This window comes from Halovulum sp. GXIMD14794 (assembly GCF_054457455.1).
In genome coordinates this window covers 25741-41402 of sequence record NZ_JBTLNF010000005.1, presented here as the reverse complement: position 1 = coordinate 41402, position 15662 = coordinate 25741, and the positions used below count along the sequence as shown (strand labels likewise).

Annotated in this window: 12 protein-coding genes; 3 read left to right on the top strand and 9 right to left on the bottom strand. The window is 64.9% G+C overall.

What is annotated here, in order from left to right:
- The gene (locus ACW9UR_RS11940) at window positions 1–3429 is read right to left on the bottom strand and encodes a chemotaxis protein CheB (RefSeq protein WP_458917216.1); all 3429 of its coding nucleotides are present in this window, start codon (window positions 3427–3429) and stop codon (window positions 1–3) included.
- A 58-nt stretch (window positions 3430–3487) separates the two neighbouring features.
- Complete coding sequence (locus ACW9UR_RS11935) at window positions 3488–4042, bottom strand: PAS domain-containing protein (protein ID WP_458917215.1); 555 nt, start codon at window positions 4040–4042, stop codon at window positions 3488–3490.
- A 162-nt stretch (window positions 4043–4204) separates the two neighbouring features.
- On the opposite strand from ACW9UR_RS11935, the gene ACW9UR_RS11930 reads away from it, so the two are divergent.
- The 3 genes from ACW9UR_RS11930 to ACW9UR_RS11920 are packed head-to-tail and all read left to right on the top strand — an operon-like array spanning window position 4205 to window position 7467.
- Window positions 4205–6400, top strand: coding sequence for a PAS domain-containing sensor histidine kinase (locus ACW9UR_RS11930; RefSeq protein WP_458917214.1), 2196 nt, complete (start codon window positions 4205–4207; stop codon window positions 6398–6400).
- Window positions 6375–6743: a response regulator gene (locus ACW9UR_RS11925; RefSeq protein ID WP_458917213.1), complete on the top strand. Its 369-nt coding sequence runs from the start codon at window positions 6375–6377 to the stop codon at window positions 6741–6743. Before ACW9UR_RS11930 ends, ACW9UR_RS11925 begins: the two co-directional genes overlap by 26 nt.
- 43 nt (window positions 6744–6786) lie before the next feature.
- Entirely contained in the window at window positions 6787–7467 is a 681-nt protein-coding gene (locus tag ACW9UR_RS11920) for an SDR family oxidoreductase (protein ID WP_458917212.1), read from the top strand.
- A 54-nt stretch (window positions 7468–7521) separates the two neighbouring features.
- Here the strand turns inward: ACW9UR_RS11920 and ACW9UR_RS11915 are convergent, their stop codons facing one another.
- From ACW9UR_RS11915 to ACW9UR_RS11885, 7 genes are read right to left on the bottom strand one after another with little or no spacing between them, the layout of a single operon-like run.
- Window positions 7522–8466, bottom strand: coding sequence for an ABC transporter substrate-binding protein (locus ACW9UR_RS11915; RefSeq protein ID WP_458917211.1), 945 nt, complete (start codon window positions 8464–8466; stop codon window positions 7522–7524).
- A gap of 30 nt (window positions 8467–8496) precedes the next feature.
- Window positions 8497–9501: an ABC transporter permease gene (locus tag ACW9UR_RS11910; protein WP_458917210.1), complete on the bottom strand. Its 1005-nt coding sequence runs from the start codon at window positions 9499–9501 to the stop codon at window positions 8497–8499.
- A complete protein-coding gene (locus ACW9UR_RS11905) occupies window positions 9498–11018 on the bottom strand; it encodes a sugar ABC transporter ATP-binding protein (RefSeq protein WP_458917209.1) in 1521 nt (506 codons plus the stop codon). Before ACW9UR_RS11905 ends, ACW9UR_RS11910 begins: the two co-directional genes overlap by 4 nt.
- Entirely contained in the window at window positions 11015–12151 is a 1137-nt protein-coding gene (locus ACW9UR_RS11900; protein WP_458917208.1) for a Gfo/Idh/MocA family protein, read from the bottom strand. Before ACW9UR_RS11900 ends, ACW9UR_RS11905 begins: the two co-directional genes overlap by 4 nt.
- Before the next feature lie 3 nt (window positions 12152–12154).
- Complete coding sequence (locus tag ACW9UR_RS11895) at window positions 12155–13207, bottom strand: sugar phosphate isomerase/epimerase family protein (protein ID WP_458917207.1); 1053 nt, start codon at window positions 13205–13207, stop codon at window positions 12155–12157.
- A gap of 26 nt (window positions 13208–13233) precedes the next feature.
- Entirely contained in the window at window positions 13234–14538 is a 1305-nt protein-coding gene (gene xylA, locus ACW9UR_RS11890; protein WP_458917206.1) for a xylose isomerase, read from the bottom strand.
- Complete coding sequence (locus ACW9UR_RS11885; RefSeq protein WP_458917205.1) at window positions 14535–15596, bottom strand: LacI family DNA-binding transcriptional regulator; 1062 nt, start codon at window positions 15594–15596, stop codon at window positions 14535–14537. The genes xylA and ACW9UR_RS11885 overlap by 4 nt, the downstream gene beginning before the upstream one ends.
- Window positions 15597–15662: the final 66 nt, after the last annotated feature.

Genomic DNA, 15662 nt, shown 5'->3' with positions numbered 1-15662 from the left:
TCAGCCGGCCTGAGGCGCCTGGGGCGTGAAACTCAACCGGCTGACCCTCTGCGCGTCGGTGACCTCGGTTTCCACCGTCCCTTCGAGCTGGATCGCGGACATCTTGGCCAGCGTCGAGCCGAAGCCCGGGGTGCCCTGCTCGGTCGTCTGCGGGGTGGCGTAATGCTCCGACCAGTCCAGCAGCACCTTGCCGTCGTCCTCAACCGACCAACCGATCGCAAGCTCCCCTTCGAGCGGACCGAGCACGCCATACTTCCCGGCATTGGTCGCCCATTCGTGCAAAAGCAGAGACAGCGGCGTAAGCTCCTTGGATGTGACGCTGACTTCGGGTCCGTCGATCGTCATCCGCGCGTGCCCCTCGTAGGGTCGCAGCGCCGCTCCGATAGCATCTCTCAGCGAGATCCTCCGATCGGTGGGATTGCCCTGTGTCATGTCATGCGAGCGCGCCAGCGCGTCGACCCGGCTCTGCACGCCCTGCACGACTTCGGACACGCTGCCCGAAGTACGCCCCACGCCGCGCAGGATGCCCATGATGATCGCGAGGTTGTTCTTCACCCGATGGTCCATCTCGCGCAGCATCAGGTCGCGCAGGCGCGCGGCCTCGACCTCCGAGGTGACATCGAACATCACGCCCAAGAGCGCGGCGTCGGGACGGTCCATGACCCGGCGCCCGACGAGATGCAGGATACGCGAAGCGCCGTCGTCGAGCTCCAGCCGAAGGTTGACGTCGATTTCGCCGCGCGCGCCGGCCTTCTCGATGGCTTGCCGGGCCTTCGGCTGCTCGCCAGCCGGGAAGCGGTTAACCAGACGTTGCGCCGATACCTCGCCGCTGGTGCCCCGCCCGAGGTGTGTCGCGGAGGTTTCGTCGATCAGAAAGCGGCCAGAGCGGGGATCGAATTCCCAAACGCCCAGACGGGTGACCTCCAGCGCCAATCGCAGCCGCTGGCTTTCGGCTTCGAGAGCGCTGTGCAGGCGTAGCGCGTCGGTGATGTCGGTGAACACCAGTGTGGCGCCCTCGACCCGCCCCTCGCGGGTCCGGTAGGGCGTCACCAGCAGCTTCCAGGTTCGGGCGCCGTCACGATCACTTACCTGGAGCGTCCGCGCTTCGCCGGTGTCGATGACCTCGGTGACCACCGCCAGGATCGCGTCGCCATGCTCAAGTGCCGGCGTTACATCCGAAAGCGGGCGGCCTCGGTCGCTTGAGCGGAAGGGGTAGATTGCGAGGATCGCCTCGGTGAAATTGCGAACCCGCATGCCCTGGTCCAGCACCACCAGCGGCAGCGCCGTCGAGGCGAAGAAGTTCATCAGGTCCGCGTTAGCGACCGACAACTCGTCGACCTTGGTCTTCAGCTCATCGTTGACCGTGGCCAGCTCCTCGTTGGTGGACTGGAGCTCCTCGTTCATCGACATCATTTCTTCGTTCGAGCTTTTCAGCTCCTCGTTCGCGGTCTCGAGTTCCTCGACCGTGGTGTGTAGCCGCGAGCGGGTCGAGCGCAGCTCTTCCTCGAGGCTTTGCACATGGCTGTCCGAGGGCTGGATTTCGTCGAGGTCGTCGTCCTCGATCGGCTCGAACCGATCGCGGTCGCGAAACACCATCAGTACCGAGCCGTCCGCAAGCGGATCGGCAATCAGGTCGAACTTCTGCCGCCCGTACTCCGATTGCACCGCCAGATCCCGAACAACCGAACGTTTCCGGGTCTCGAAGGTCTCGCGCAGGACGGCGGAGAGCGCCTCGCGCAGGCCGGGCCGAGCCAGCGCCTGGACCGACTGCCCCTCGTTGCCGGTCGGCGCCAGGTCGAGATAGCGCCCGAGCCGCCCGGTAAACGCCTGGATCTCGCCTGAGGGCAGCACCTGAAGCGTCGGCGGCGCGTAGTGGCGCAGCACGTGGTCAGAGACGTCCGAACGGTTCCATTCCACACGGGTCGGCAGATCCGGCGCAGAATTGGGCGCGCGCACCGCCGTCCCGCGCTGCGACTGGCTTCGAAGATGCGCCGGATAGTCCGTCCTACGGCCGATGCGGCGGTAAAGCCGTGCTTTCTGGTCGGCGATCTCGAAGAGGTTCTCGAACCGGCCCACCGTTTCGGACGGCCCCAGGAACAACATTCCGTCTCGCCTCAGGGCGTAGTGGAAAACAGGGATCGCCCCGGCCTGAAGCGTGTCCCCGAAATAGATCAGCAGGTTGCGGCAGCTAACCAGGTCGAGGTTCGAGAACGGCGGATCGCGCACCACGCTGTGAAGCGAGAAACGCACCATGTCGCGGATCCGGGCGGTGAACTGGAACTGCCCATCCCGGGCGATAGTGTAGCGGTCCTGCATCGCTTCGGGGATGTCGGCCAGCGCTGAACGCGGATAGGCCCCCTGCCGGGCGATGTTCAGCATCTGCTCGTCGATATCCGTAGCGAAGATCTGGATCATGATCGACTTGCGCTGCTTGCGGACCTCCTCGGCGAAGAGCATGGCGATGGTGTAGGCTTCCTCGCCGCTCGAGCAGCCGGGCACCCAGACGCGGATGTCGCCCTCGCCCGCATCGCGGACCAGCGGCTCGATGGCGCGGGCGCGCAATGCGTCGAACAGCGCGCCGTCGCGGAAGAACCGGGTCACGTTGATCAAAAGCTCGCGGAACAGCTTGTCGCATTCCTCGGGCTCACTGCGGATCAGGCGCAGGTACTCCCCGGCGCTGTTGAGGTTGAGCACCTGGATACGCCGCTCGATCCGGCGCGAGAGCGTCGAACGCTTGTAGCCCGAAAAGTCGTGGCCGACGGTCTTGCGGACCACGGCGCAGATGTCGTCGATACTGTCTTCGACCGTGCGCGCAAGCCCGGCGTCGGCCTCGACGGCGGACTTATGGGTGTGGAACTGCACGATGGTGTCGACGATCTGGTCGGGCTCGCGGACGAAATCGACGAGACCCGTGGCCTTGGCCGCCGACGGCATGCCATCGTATCGGGCGGTGTCGGGATCCTGCGCGATGCAGAGCCCGCCATGTTCCTTGATCGCGCGCAGTCCCGAACTGCCGTCCCCTCCGGTGCCGGAGAGGATCACGCAGGTGGCATCGGCCCCCCGGTCCACCGCGAGACTTTCAAAGAAGTCGTCGATCGGCCGGCGCAGGCCGCGCGGTTTGGCGAACTCGGTCAGCACCAACTGACCGCCCGAAATCGACAGCCCGTGACCCGGCGGAATGATGTAGACATGCCCCGGCGAGACCTGCTCGCCGCCAGCCACCTGGTGCACCTCCAGCGCGGTATGCCGACTTAGCAGTTCGGCCAGCAGGCTTTCGTGATCCGGATCGAGGTGCTGGACGATCACGTAGGCAAGTGCGGACGAAGGATCCGCAGGTGCGAGCATCTCGCGGATTGCCTCGAGCCCGCCGGCGGAAGCCCCCACGCCAACGACACCCAACGCCCCTGCTTCGCCCTTGCCATCATGCATATTGACCCGCGCCCTCTCGCAAGTGACCGGCGCCGGAACGGCCGGTCCGACCCCGGTCCTACGACAGCCGGTCCGATAGCGCCAGCCGCGCCAGCATCGCCGCGGAATCCGCAAGGATCTGGGCCGAGCCCTGCATCGCCATCCCGTAGTCCCTACCGATCGCCTCGATGTCAGTCAGACGGCGTCCCAACTCCCCATCGTTCTCGGCGAGCCGGGCCTGCCGTTCGACATTGGTCATGTCGAACTGCGACGCCACGAAATAGCGCGTCGCACCAGTTCCGTCCCGAAGCCGGTTCATGAAAACAAAGTTCCGGAACCGGCTGCCGTCCTTGCGGTAGTTGAGGATCACGAAGCGGCCGGCCTCGGCCGTCTCGTCCTCAATGAAGGCCCGCAGCGCGGCACGCTGTTCCTCGGGAGTATCCGGGCCCTGAAGGAAACGGCAGTTGTGACCGATGCAATCTTCGGCCGCATATCCCGTCAGCCCGCAAAAGGCGTCGTTTACCAAGAGAAGCGGAACATCGCCCTGCCCGTCGGACAATGCCAACGCCACATTCGATCGCGCGAACTGCCCGGCAAGAGCCTTCGGCAGGTCCCCCGAGTCCTTGAGGGTCATTTATCGGTTATCCAGTTGCCTAAACATGTTCCTACGGGCCATAAACTGTTGTGCCCGTAATTCCGATCAAGTGCATTGTGCGATGAAGTCCAGCAAATTTTCTCAGTGGGTCCGTATCGAAGCTCACGGAGGCAGTCGGGCAACCGTCTCAAGGCGCGAGCGATGACCTTGCCCTTCGATCAGCAGGCTCTGCTCGAAGCCGTGAACGACAGTGCGGCGGTCATCGCTACCGACGGCCGTATCGTCGCGGTGAACGCGGCCTGGCGGACCTTCTCGTCGGAGAACGGCGGTCCTAGTGACGGCTTCATGGGCGGCAACTACCTTCAAATCTGCAGCGCAACCACCGGCGAAGACAGGGAAACCGCCCGATCCGTCGAAAATGGATTGCGCGAAGTGCTGGAACTGGGCCGCAACTTCCGGACCGAGTATGCCTGCCACTCCGGCACCGCCCGGCGCTGGTTCGAGATGACGGTAACGCGGATCGAGACCGACCTGGGCCCGCATGCGCTGGTCCTGCACCGCAACATAACCGCGCAACGGCTCAATCGGATCGACATCGGCGTGGCCGAAATGAACGCGCGGCACCTGGCCGATATCGTCGCGACGATGCCGGTGGCGCTGGTGGGTTTCGACCTCGAGGGCACGATCACCAGTTGGAACAGCGCGGCCGAAGACCTCTACGGCTATACCCGCGACGAGATCCTCGGTCACTCGATCGCGACCCTGTTTCCGCCCGACGAGCCGCGGTCGGTCCCGGCCTATATCGACGATATCGTCGTCGGCGGGCAGCGGCATTTCCTGGCGATGCGACGGACCCGTGCCGGGGATCGCCGCACAATCTCGGTCAGCGCGGCGCCTGTTCGGGACGCGTCCGGCAATATCGTCGGCGTGTCCAACCTGAACCGTGACGTGACCGAGCGGCGGGACGCCGAGGAACGCTTGCGAAGCGTGCTCGACAATCTCTTCGCCTTCGTCGGCGTGCTCGACCTTGACGGCGTACTGATCGAAGCGAACCGTGCCCCGCTGGAAGCCGCGGGCCTGTCGTCCGAGGACGTGATCGGGCGCAAGTTCTGGGATTGCCACTGGTGGAGCTACGCACCCGAGGCGCAGCGGCAGCTCAAGGCCGACATAGCCCGCGCGCTCAAGGGAGAGGTTGTCCGCCACGATGCGCAGGTGCGCATGGCGGGCGGGTTGATCTGGATCGACTTTCAGCTGTCTCCGCTACGGGATGCCAACGGCCGCGTCGTACAGTTGATCCCCTCGGGCATGGACGTCAGCGACCGTCGCGCGGCGGCGGCGGCGCTGGCCGCCTCGCACGACACCTTCCGCAACCTGGTGGAGCATTCGCCGTTCGGCATCGTGGTCGTGGACGCCGATTTCCGGGTCGCGCAGGTCAGTGACGGTGCAAAGCATCATTTCCGCAACGTCGATCCGCTGATCGGCCGCGATCACGCCGAGGTTTTGCGCACGATCTGGACCGAGCCCTTCGCAACCGAAGTGATCGAGCGGTTCCGACAAACGCTAGAGACCGGCCAGCCCTATCACTCTCCGCAGTCGACGATCACGCGACAGGACAGCGACGAGTTGGAATCCTACGATTGGCGCATCGACCGGATCATACTGCCGGACGGTCGGCCCGGCGTGGTCTGCCATTTCTACGATCTCTCGGAAAGGCAGCGCTACGAAGAACAGATCCGCCTGTTGATGCGCGAAGTAAACCACCGCTCGAAGAACCTGTTGACGGTGGTGACCTCCATGGCGCGCCAGACCGCGCGGGACTGCTCGCCCGAGGATTTCGTCGCGCAGTTCGGGCACCGTCTGCTGGGGCTATCGGCCAGCCAGGATCTGATCGTCGAGGGCAACTGGCAAGGCGTCACCGTCGAGGGCCTCGTGCTATCGCAACTCAAACATCTGGGTGAGCACAGCCTGCGGGACCGCTTCCGGCTCAGGGGCGAGCGCATCCTGTTGACCCCCGCTGCAGCGCAAGGGATCGGCATGGCCCTGCACGAGCTCGCGACCAACGCGATGAAGTACGGTTCGCTCAGCGTGCCGGAGGGGCGTGTGGATATTGACTGGACTGTCCCCCCTTCGCAGGATAAGCCGCGTTTCCGGATCAGCTGGACGGAAACCGGTGGGCCGCGCGTCGAGGCGCCCCAACGAACCGGCTTCGGCCGAACGGTCATAGAACGCATGGCGGCAGTGTCCGCCGGCGGCGACGTGGAACTGGAATATGCGCCCGAAGGTCTGCGCTGGCAGCTTCAGGCACCCATGGACAGATCGGTGATGCACGGCCAGGCTGCCGGGATCCGGGTCGCGGGCAAGGAGGTCGAGCATGTCCGTCCGAATTCTCATCATTGAGGACGAGCCCCTCGTGGCGCTGGAAATCGAGCAGGTGGTGCAGGACAGCGGCGCGATCGTCGCCGGGATGGGCCATACACTGGACGAGGCGCTGGAGCTGGCCGAGCGCGGCGGCTTCGACGCTGCGATCCTCGATGCCAACCTGCGCGGGGAAAGCGCCGAGCCCTTGATCTCCCGCGTGCAGGAGATGGGCGTTCCGCTGCTGGTCGTTTCTGGATACACGCGCGACCAGCTGCCCTTCCTCGACGATGGCGTGCCCCTGATGGGCAAACCTTTCGGCTTCGACGCCCTGATCGACGCGATCGAGACGCATCTGCGCCCGAAGGACCTCAAGGCAGGCTGATGCCACGCTGGACACCGGAGCTGCCCGCGATATCTGCGCGGTCATGAAACACGCGATCATCACCGGGGGCGCAGGCCTGATCGGCGCCGGAATCTGCCGCAAGCTGACCTCGGCGGGCTGGGCAGTGGCCTCGTTCGACCTGAGCCCGGGGCCCGAGGGCATTCGACACGTGCCTTGTGATGTAGCCGACGAAAGCGCGGTTGCCGAGGCGTTCACTGCGCTGGGTTGGGACACGTTGGATCTACTGGTCAACAACGCCGGGATCGCGGGGCCCGAGAACGGCCCGATCCACGAGTTGTCCCTCGCCGAATGGCGGCGTATCACCGACAGCCACCTGACGGGTGCCTTCCTGATGACCCGCGCCGCAGTACCCCTGCTGCGTCCGGGCGGCAGTATCGTGAACATGGCCTCGACCCGCGCCTTCATGTCCGAGCCGGACACCGAAGCCTATGCCGCTTCAAAGGGCGGACTGGTCGCGCTGACCCATGCGCTGGCCATCAGCCTCGGCCCGCGAAAGCTGCGGGCGAACGCGATAGCGCCGGGCTGGATCTCTTCTGGCGAGGGCTTGCGCGAAATCGACCACGCGCAACATCCTGCGGGACGCGTCGGACTGGCCGAGGATATCGCGGAGGCTGTGCTCTACCTCGCCGAAGCGGGGTTTGTCACCGGGCAGGTGCTGACCGTCGACGGCGGAATGACGCGGAAGATGATCTACGCCGAGTGATCTCGGCTGGATACCCGGCGACACACGCCGCCGGGCAGTTTCTCGGCTTTCCGATCAGAACGGGCTGTCGGGGAAATAGAAGCTCTCGGCGTTCTCGGGTGTCACCAGAACCGAGCCGATGATGAAGTTGCCCGAGACCGGCGCACTCGACACGAGGCCAACGGCGGTGATCTCGATGGCCGTGGCGATCATCGACGGCGGATAGGTCACGTTGGCTGGTATCATCTCGTCGCCGTCCATGGTGCGCTTGACCATTTCCTTCATGCCGGCACCACCCAGCACGAATTTCACGTCATCACGCCCCGCCGCGTCGATAGCCGCCAGAACGCCAACAGCCATGTCGTCGTCGGACGCCCAGACCGCGTCGATCTGCGGGTATTTCGACAGGAAGTCCTGCATCACGGTGAAGCTGTCGTCACGGTTCCAGTTGCCGTGCTCCATAGCCAGGATCTCGATCCCCGAGCCTTCGATGGCCGCCTGGAAACCTTCCACGCGTTCATTGTCGATGGTGGTCGGGATGCCGCGCAGCACGACGATCTTGCCGCCGTCGGGCATTTTCGAGGCCATGTACTCGCCCGAGACACGGCCGAATCCCGGGTTGTCACCGGCGACGTAAAGATCCTCGATCCCGTCCTGGCTGAGGCCGCGGTCGACGACGGTGACCCAGGCGCCGCTTTCGGCCACGCCCTGCACCGGGCCGGTCAGCGGCTCGGATTCGAAGGGCAGGACGACCAGTGCGTCGATGTTGCGGGTCGCGACCATGTCCTCGATGTCCGAGACCTGCTTGGCCGGGTCAGAGGCGGTGGCCAGAACGAAGTCCAGTTCTTCGTATGTCGCTTCCAGTCGCTCGACGGCTTCCTGTGCGAAATAGTTCATGCCGCCGGCCCAGCCGTGGGTCGCCGCGGGGATCGAGACGCCGATCACCTTGGTATCCTGAGCAACAGCCGGGGCCGCAGCCAGAAGCGCCCCCAGTGCCAGACCAGTCATAAGTTTCGTCATTGTAGTCCTCCCAAGTGAAATGAGGCCGGATCAGTTGCCGGCTCTGCCCTCGCGCTGCAGGATGACAGCGAGAATGATGATTGCGCCCTGGATCGCGCCGTTCAGATAGGGCGAGACCAGGTCGGTCAGGTTGAGAATGTTGCCGATCAGGCTGAGGATCAGCACGCCGATCACCGTACCCCAGACCCTGCCGAAGCCCCCCTTCAGCACGGTGCCGCCAATGATGACGGCGGCGATGGCCTCCAGCTCCCACAACAGGCCGGTAGAGGCCGAGGCAGACCCCAGCCGCGGCACGTACATGATCGTCGCGATGCCGACAAGCAGGCCGAGGAAGACATAGGTCAGCAGCCGCACGCGGTTCACGTTGATGCTGGAATACTTCGCCACCTGATCGTTCGAGCCGATGGCCGCGCAATGCCGACCGAAAACGGCGCTGCGCATGGCGATCTCGCCCAGGATCACGACGAGCGCGAAGACAATGATCGGCCAGCTGATCCCGAGGAGGCCGTCGTAGTAGACCGGCCGGTAAAAAGTGCGCAGCCCGAAGTCGAGGCTCAGCGTTCCACCGTCGGCCAGCCAGGTCACGAGGCTGCGGTAGATGCCCATCGAGCCCAACGTGACGATGAACGCCTCGATCCCTAATGTTGTGATCAGGAACCCGTTAAGAAAGCCCGCCGCCAGTCCGGCGACGACCGCCGTTGCCATGCCTAGCAGGATGATCGGAACACCTACCCCCATGCTCGGCAATGCCGCGTTCATCACCAGGATCATCAGCCCGGCGATGAAAGCCGCCATCGAGCCGACCGACAGGTCGAGCCCACCCGCGGTAATCACGAAGGTCATGCCGACCGCGATGATGCCGATAAAGGCCGAGCGCGCCAGCACGTTGGTTATGTTGGCATAGCTCAGGAAGTTTTCGTTCAGGAACACCCCGATTGCCAGCAGCACCAGCAGCGCGAGGATCGGCCCCAACACCGTCATCGACGGCAGGCCCCGCCGCGCCGCGCGGGCGGAAGTGGTTTCGGTCGCGGTCATCTCGCCTCCATCGGGGCGGCCTCGCGCCCCTGCCCCTCGACGCCCATGGCCAGGCGCACGATATTGTCCTCTGTCATCCGCTCGCCCGAGACCTCGCCCGCGATGCGGCCAAGGCGCATCACCAGGACGCGATCGGCGAGGCCGATCACTTCCTGCATTTCGGAGGAGATCACGACGATGCTGCGCCCCTGCCCGGCAAGGTCGCGGATGAAATCATAGATCTGCTGCTTGGTGCCGATGTCGATGCCGCGCGTCGGCTCATCGATGATGATGATCTCCGGCTCGGCCAGCATGGTCTTGGCCAGCAGCAGCTTCTGCTGGTTACCGCCTGAGAGGTTGCCGACCTTGATCGCCCGATCACCGGCGCGGATGTCGAACTCGCGGATCGCCTGGCTCAAGGCCTCGTCCTCGGCTTTCTGGTCGATCAGCCAGCCCGAGAACTTGCCCAGCGATTGCAGCGTCAGGTTCTCGCGCATGGACTTGCCCAGAAGCAGGCCACGCGTCTTGCGATCCTCGGTCAGGTAGCCCAGCCCGTGGGCCAGCGCATCCCAGGGATGGCGAATTTGCACCGCCTGTCCGTCTATCTTGACAGAACCGCGATGCGGGCGCAGGCCGCAGAGCCCCTCGAAGGTCTCGGTCCGGCCCGAGCCGATCAGCCCGGCGATCCCCAGGATCTCGCCCTTGTTCAGGGTGAAGGAAATGTCTTCAGCGTAGCCAGGCACATGCAGGCCCTTAACCTCCAGCACCGGTTGCGGCGCAGGCGTTGCGGGTTTCGGCGGGAACAGGTTCGAGACGTCACGCCCCACCATCGCCTCGGCCATATGGTGCTCGTCCAGATCAGCTGCGGGGCCCGAATAGACCACGTCACCGTCGCGCATGATGGTCAGATCGTCGGCAATCGCCTTCACCTCGTCCAATTTGTGCGAGGTGAACAGGATCGCGGTTCCATGTTCGCGCAGGGCCCGGACCTGCTCCAGCAATATGTCGGTCTCGGCATAGGTCAGGACGGCGGTCGGCTCGTCCATTATCAGCACGCGGGCGTCGCGGGACAGCGCGCGAGCGATCTCGAGCATCTGCTTGTCCGAGTTGGGCAGGCTCGACACCACCCGGTCGGCGTCGGCGTGACAGTTCAGCCGGTCGAGGTACGTCCGCGCCTCTGCCCGCATACGGGTCTTGTCCAGAAGCCAGCCCTTCTTCAGCTCGCGGCCCAGGAAAAAGTTCTGCTCCACCGTCAACTGCTCGGCCAGGTTGAATTCCTGGTGGATCATGACGATGCCGCGCGCCTCGGCCTCGGCCATGCTGGCAAAGGTCGCGTCCTGCCCGTCCACCCGGATCGTGCCGCTGGTGGCGGGCTGATAGCCCGCCATGATCTTCATCGTCGTGGACTTGCCCGCGCCATTCTCGCCGATCAGCGCATGGACCCGGCCCGGCCGCAGCGCGATGTCGATGCCGTGCAGCACCTCCACCGCGCCGAAGCTGCGGCTGACCCCATGCAGCGAGAGGATCGGCTCGCTCACAGTTTCACCCAGGCCGCGTTGTCCTTCGAAGAGCGCACGCAGGCGTCGATGAAGCGCATCCCGGCCATGCCGGCCTTGATCCCCGGCAGGTGTCCAGGTGCCTTGTCGCCACCCGAGGTCCACTCGCGGATCGCCTGCGCGGCCTCGGTGTAGATGTTAGCGAAGCCTTCCAGGTAGCCCTCGGGATGACCGCCAGGGATCCGGCTGACGGCGGCGGCGGCGTCAGTCGCCCCGGCCCCGTTGCGGGTAAGCAGTCGCTTGGGCTCTCCGAACGGCGTGTACCACAGGTAGTTCGGGTCCTCCTGGCACCATTCCAGCCCGCCCTTCTCGCCATAGATGCGCAGGCGCAGGGCGTTCTCGTTGCCGGGCGCCACCTGGCTGGACCACAGCATCCCGCGCGCGCCGCCCTTGAAGCGCAGCATCATGTGGGCGTTGTCGTCCAAACTGCGTCCCGCGCCGAAGCTTTGCAGGTCGGCGGCCAGCTCCTCGACCTCCAGCCCAGTGACGAAGCAGGCAAGGTTGTGCGCGTGCGTACCGATGTCCCCGATCGAGCCGCCGGCCCCCGAGCGCGCCGGGTCGGTGCGCCATTCCGCCTGCTTTACGCCATCCTTTTCCGGCGTTCCGGTCAGCCAGTCCTGCGGATACTCGACCTGCACGACGCGGAGCTTGCCCAGTTCTCCGGCGGCGACCATCGCCTGCGCCTGCCGGATCATCGGGTAGCCAGTGTAGTTGTGCGTCAGGACGAACAGCGCATCGGCCTCGGCAACTGCCTTTTCCAGACGCGCCGCATCCTCCATGGTCGAGGTCAGCGGCTTGTCGCATATCACATGGATGCCACGCTTGAGGAACGCTTCGGCAGCGGCGGCGTGAACGTGGTTGGGCGTGACGATGGACACGGCTTGAATGCCATCCGCGCGGCCCGCTTCGGCCTCGGCCATTTCCTCGAAACTGCCGTAGCAGCGGCTCGGGTCCAGCCCGAGCGCCGCGCCGGAAGCCTTTGATTTTTCGGGTGTCGAGGACAGCGCCCCGGCCACCAGTGAGAAATGTCCGTCGATCCGGCTGGCGATCCGGTGGACCCCCCCGATGAACGCGTCATTGCCGCCACCGACCATGCCAAGTCTGATCTGTTCCATGGCTCAGATCCCCAGCATGCGGCGGTTGGCGGCATCGTCCGTGCCCGCACCGGCGAAATCGTCGAAGGCCTTCTCGGTCACGCGAATGATGTGGTCCGAGACGAACTGCGCCCCCTCGCGCGCCCCGTCCTCGGGGTGCTTGAGCGCGCATTCCCATTCGACCACGGCCCAGCCGTCGAAATCAGCGGCGGTCAGCTTCGAGAAAACCGCCCCGAAATCTACCTGCCCGTCGCCCAGGCTGCGGAACCGCCCGGCGCGATCCACCCAGCTTTGGAAGCCGCCATAGACGCCCTGCCGCCCGGTCGGATTGAACTCGGCGTCCTTGACGTGGAACATGCGGATCACGTCCTTGTAGATGTCGATATTATCAAGATAATCAAGGCACTGCAGGACGTAGTGCGAAGGATCGTAGAGCATGCACGCGCGGCTGTGGTTGCCTGTCCGCTCGAGGAACATTTCGTAGGTGACGCCGTCGTGCAGATCCTCGGACGGGTGAATCTCGTAGCAGATGTCGACGCCGCATTCGTCTGCGTGGTCAAGCAGCGGCTTCCAGCGCTTGGCCAGTTCATCGAAGCCCGCCTCGACCAGCCCGGCCGGCCGCTGCGGGAACGGGTAGAGGAACGGCCACACCAGCGCCCCCGAGAAGCTGGCCATCGCGCCAAGTCCCATGTGCTTGGACGCGGTCAGCGCCTTCTTCACCTGGTCGACGGCCCATTCCTGCCGGGCCTTCGGGTTGCCGTGAACCTCCGGCGCAGCAAAGCCATCCATCATCTCGTCATAGACGGGATGCACGGCAACAAGCTGGCCCTGCAAATGCGTCGATAGTTCAGTGACCTCCACGCCGTTCGCGGCGGCGACGCCCTTGAACTCGTCGCAATAGTCCTTGCTTTCGGCGGCCTTGGCGAGGTCGATCAAGCGACCGTCCCAGCTGGGAACCTGCACGCCCTTGTAGCCGCAATCGGCGGCCCATTTGGTGATGGAATCCCAGCTGTTGAACGGTGCCTCGTCGCCTGAGAACTGCGCCAGAAACAGCGCCGGCCCCTTGATGGTCTTCATGCTAATCCTCCCCTTCGCTTTCGTCTTCAGACGAAGCGGTTCACGATGTTCTCGAGCTTTTCTTGCCGGCCAGAAACCGGCTGCGGATCCAGTCCTGCGGCTTCGGCCCTGTCTGCAATGTCGGCAAGCGTTGCCCCCGGCGCCAGCATTGCGCGCGCTTCGGGCGTTTGCCAACCGGCATATCGCGCCTTGCGGGCCTCTTCGAGCGTGCCGTCCTCCAGCATCGCCGCCGCCGCCTTCAGACCACGGGCACAGACATCCATCGCCCCGGCATGAGCGGCGATCAGGTCCTCGGCGTCCAGGCTCTGGCGGCGCAGTTTGGCGTCGAAATTGGTGCCACCGGTGGTAAACCCGCCGCCCTTCAGGATCTCGTAGTAGGCCAGTGCCACCTCGGGCACGTTGTTGGGGAACTGGTCGGTGTCCCAGCCGGACTGGTAATCGTTCCGGTTCATGTCGATCGAGCCGAAGATGCCAAGTGCGTTCGCCAGCGCGATCTCGTGCTCGAAACTGTGGCCGGCCAGGATGGCGTGCCCCTGTTCGATGTTGACCTTGACCTCGTCCTCCAGCCCGAAGCGCTTGAGGAAGCCATAGACCGTCGCGACATCGTAGTCGTACTGGTGCTTGGTCGGCTCCTGCGGCTTGGGCTCGATCAGGATCGCGCCCTTGAAACCGACCTTGTGTTTGTGCTCGACGACCATGCTCAGGAAGCGGCCCATCTGCTCCAGCTCTTGGCCCATCTCGGTGTTGAGCAGCGTCTCGTAGCCTTCGCGCCCACCCCAGAGGACATAGTTCTCGCCGCCGAGGCGCTGGGTAACCTCCATGCAGGTCCGCACGATCGAGGCGCAATAGGCGAACACGTCCGGGTCCGGGTTGGTCGACGCACCCGACATGTAGCGCCTGTTCGAGAACATGTTGGCCGTGCCCCAGAGCAGCTTAGGCCCGCCGGCTTCCATCTTCCGCGCGAAATAGTCGGCCATCTCATTCAGGCGCTTATGGCTCTCGGCAAGGCTTGCGCCCTCCGGGCGGACGTCGTGGTCGTGGAAGGCAAAGTACGGGACGCCGAGGATACGGAACATCTCGAAGGCCGCGTCGGCCTTCTGCTTCGCCAGATCCATCGTATCGGCGGGAAACCAGGGGCGCTCAAAGGTCTGCCCCCCGAACGGATCGTTCCCTTCCCAGACGAAACTGTGCCAGTAGCATACGGCGAACCGCAGATGGTCCTCCATGCGCTTGCCCATCACGACTTCGTCGGGGTTATAGTGGCGAAATGCCAGCCCATCCGATTTAGGGTCGAATGCTACGGGGCTGATATCGTTGAAATATCCGCTCAACTCATGTCTCCTTCATGTGCAGGCGCAAGCGGCGCCGGCAAGTTGTCTTTCAGATAGATTGTCGGGGTGATGCCCGGCAGGCCTTCGGGCACTGCCAGTCCGTCCGCAAGCGCCCGCATGATGTCGAGCGCTGCGGCGATTTCCTGTTCCGGTTTCTGGTCGATCACGGCGTCTATCAGTCCGGCTTCGAGCGCCGCGCGGCTGTGCGGGACCAGTTCGTGAACCACGACCAGCGGGCGTGCTTCCGGGGCTAGATGCTCGAGTGCGGCGATCAGACCCCGGTTGCCGGCGCCCGCCGAGTAGATCCCGGTCAGATCGGGCCTCTCGGTCAGCGCCCGCTCGACGGCGGCGCGGATTCTGGCGGGATTGTCGAATGCCTCGACCGGGGGCAGCAGGTCGATACCGGCGGCTTCCGACAACACGGCGGCCACGCCCCGGAGCCGGTCCTCGTGGTCCTGCGCAGCGTGGGTCCCGATCAGCGGCATAACAACACCGGACCTTCCCGTGTGACCCAGCTTTAGCAGCCGCCCTGCCGTCCGCCCCGCCCCGACGTTGTCGATCCCAACGTAGGCGGCACGCTCGGGCAGTGGCGCATCGGAAACGAGGGTCAGGACCGAGACACCGCCCGCCGCCAGACGACGCGTCTGCGTGTGCACCTGCGGATCGTCGAGCCCGAGTAGACCGACGCAGTCGCAATCGCCTGAGGAGAGACCCGCCAGGGCCTTCGCAAGCGCTTCGGGATCAAAGGCTGGCACGGACTGTACCGTCACGGCCACCCGATCCGCGGCACGGCGCTCGGTCTCGGCTTCGGCGGCAGCATGAAGCGCGCGGAAGAAGCTGTGATCCCCCGAAGGCAACAGGAACCGGAAACGGTACACGCGCCGCCGCGACAGGTTCGCGGCATGCACGTCGCGGCGATAGCCGAGCCGATCGATCGCGTCGCGCACCCGTGCCTCGGACTTCGCCGAGACGCCGCCGCGTGCATTCAACACCCGATCCGCCGTTGCATAGCTGACGCCCGCGGCCTTGGCCACGTCGTGCAGGGTTGGCTTTCGCATATCCCTGTTTTTCCTCCCGGCGGCAGTGTGCGAGCGAATCTGATAGACGTCAATCAGAATTTGATA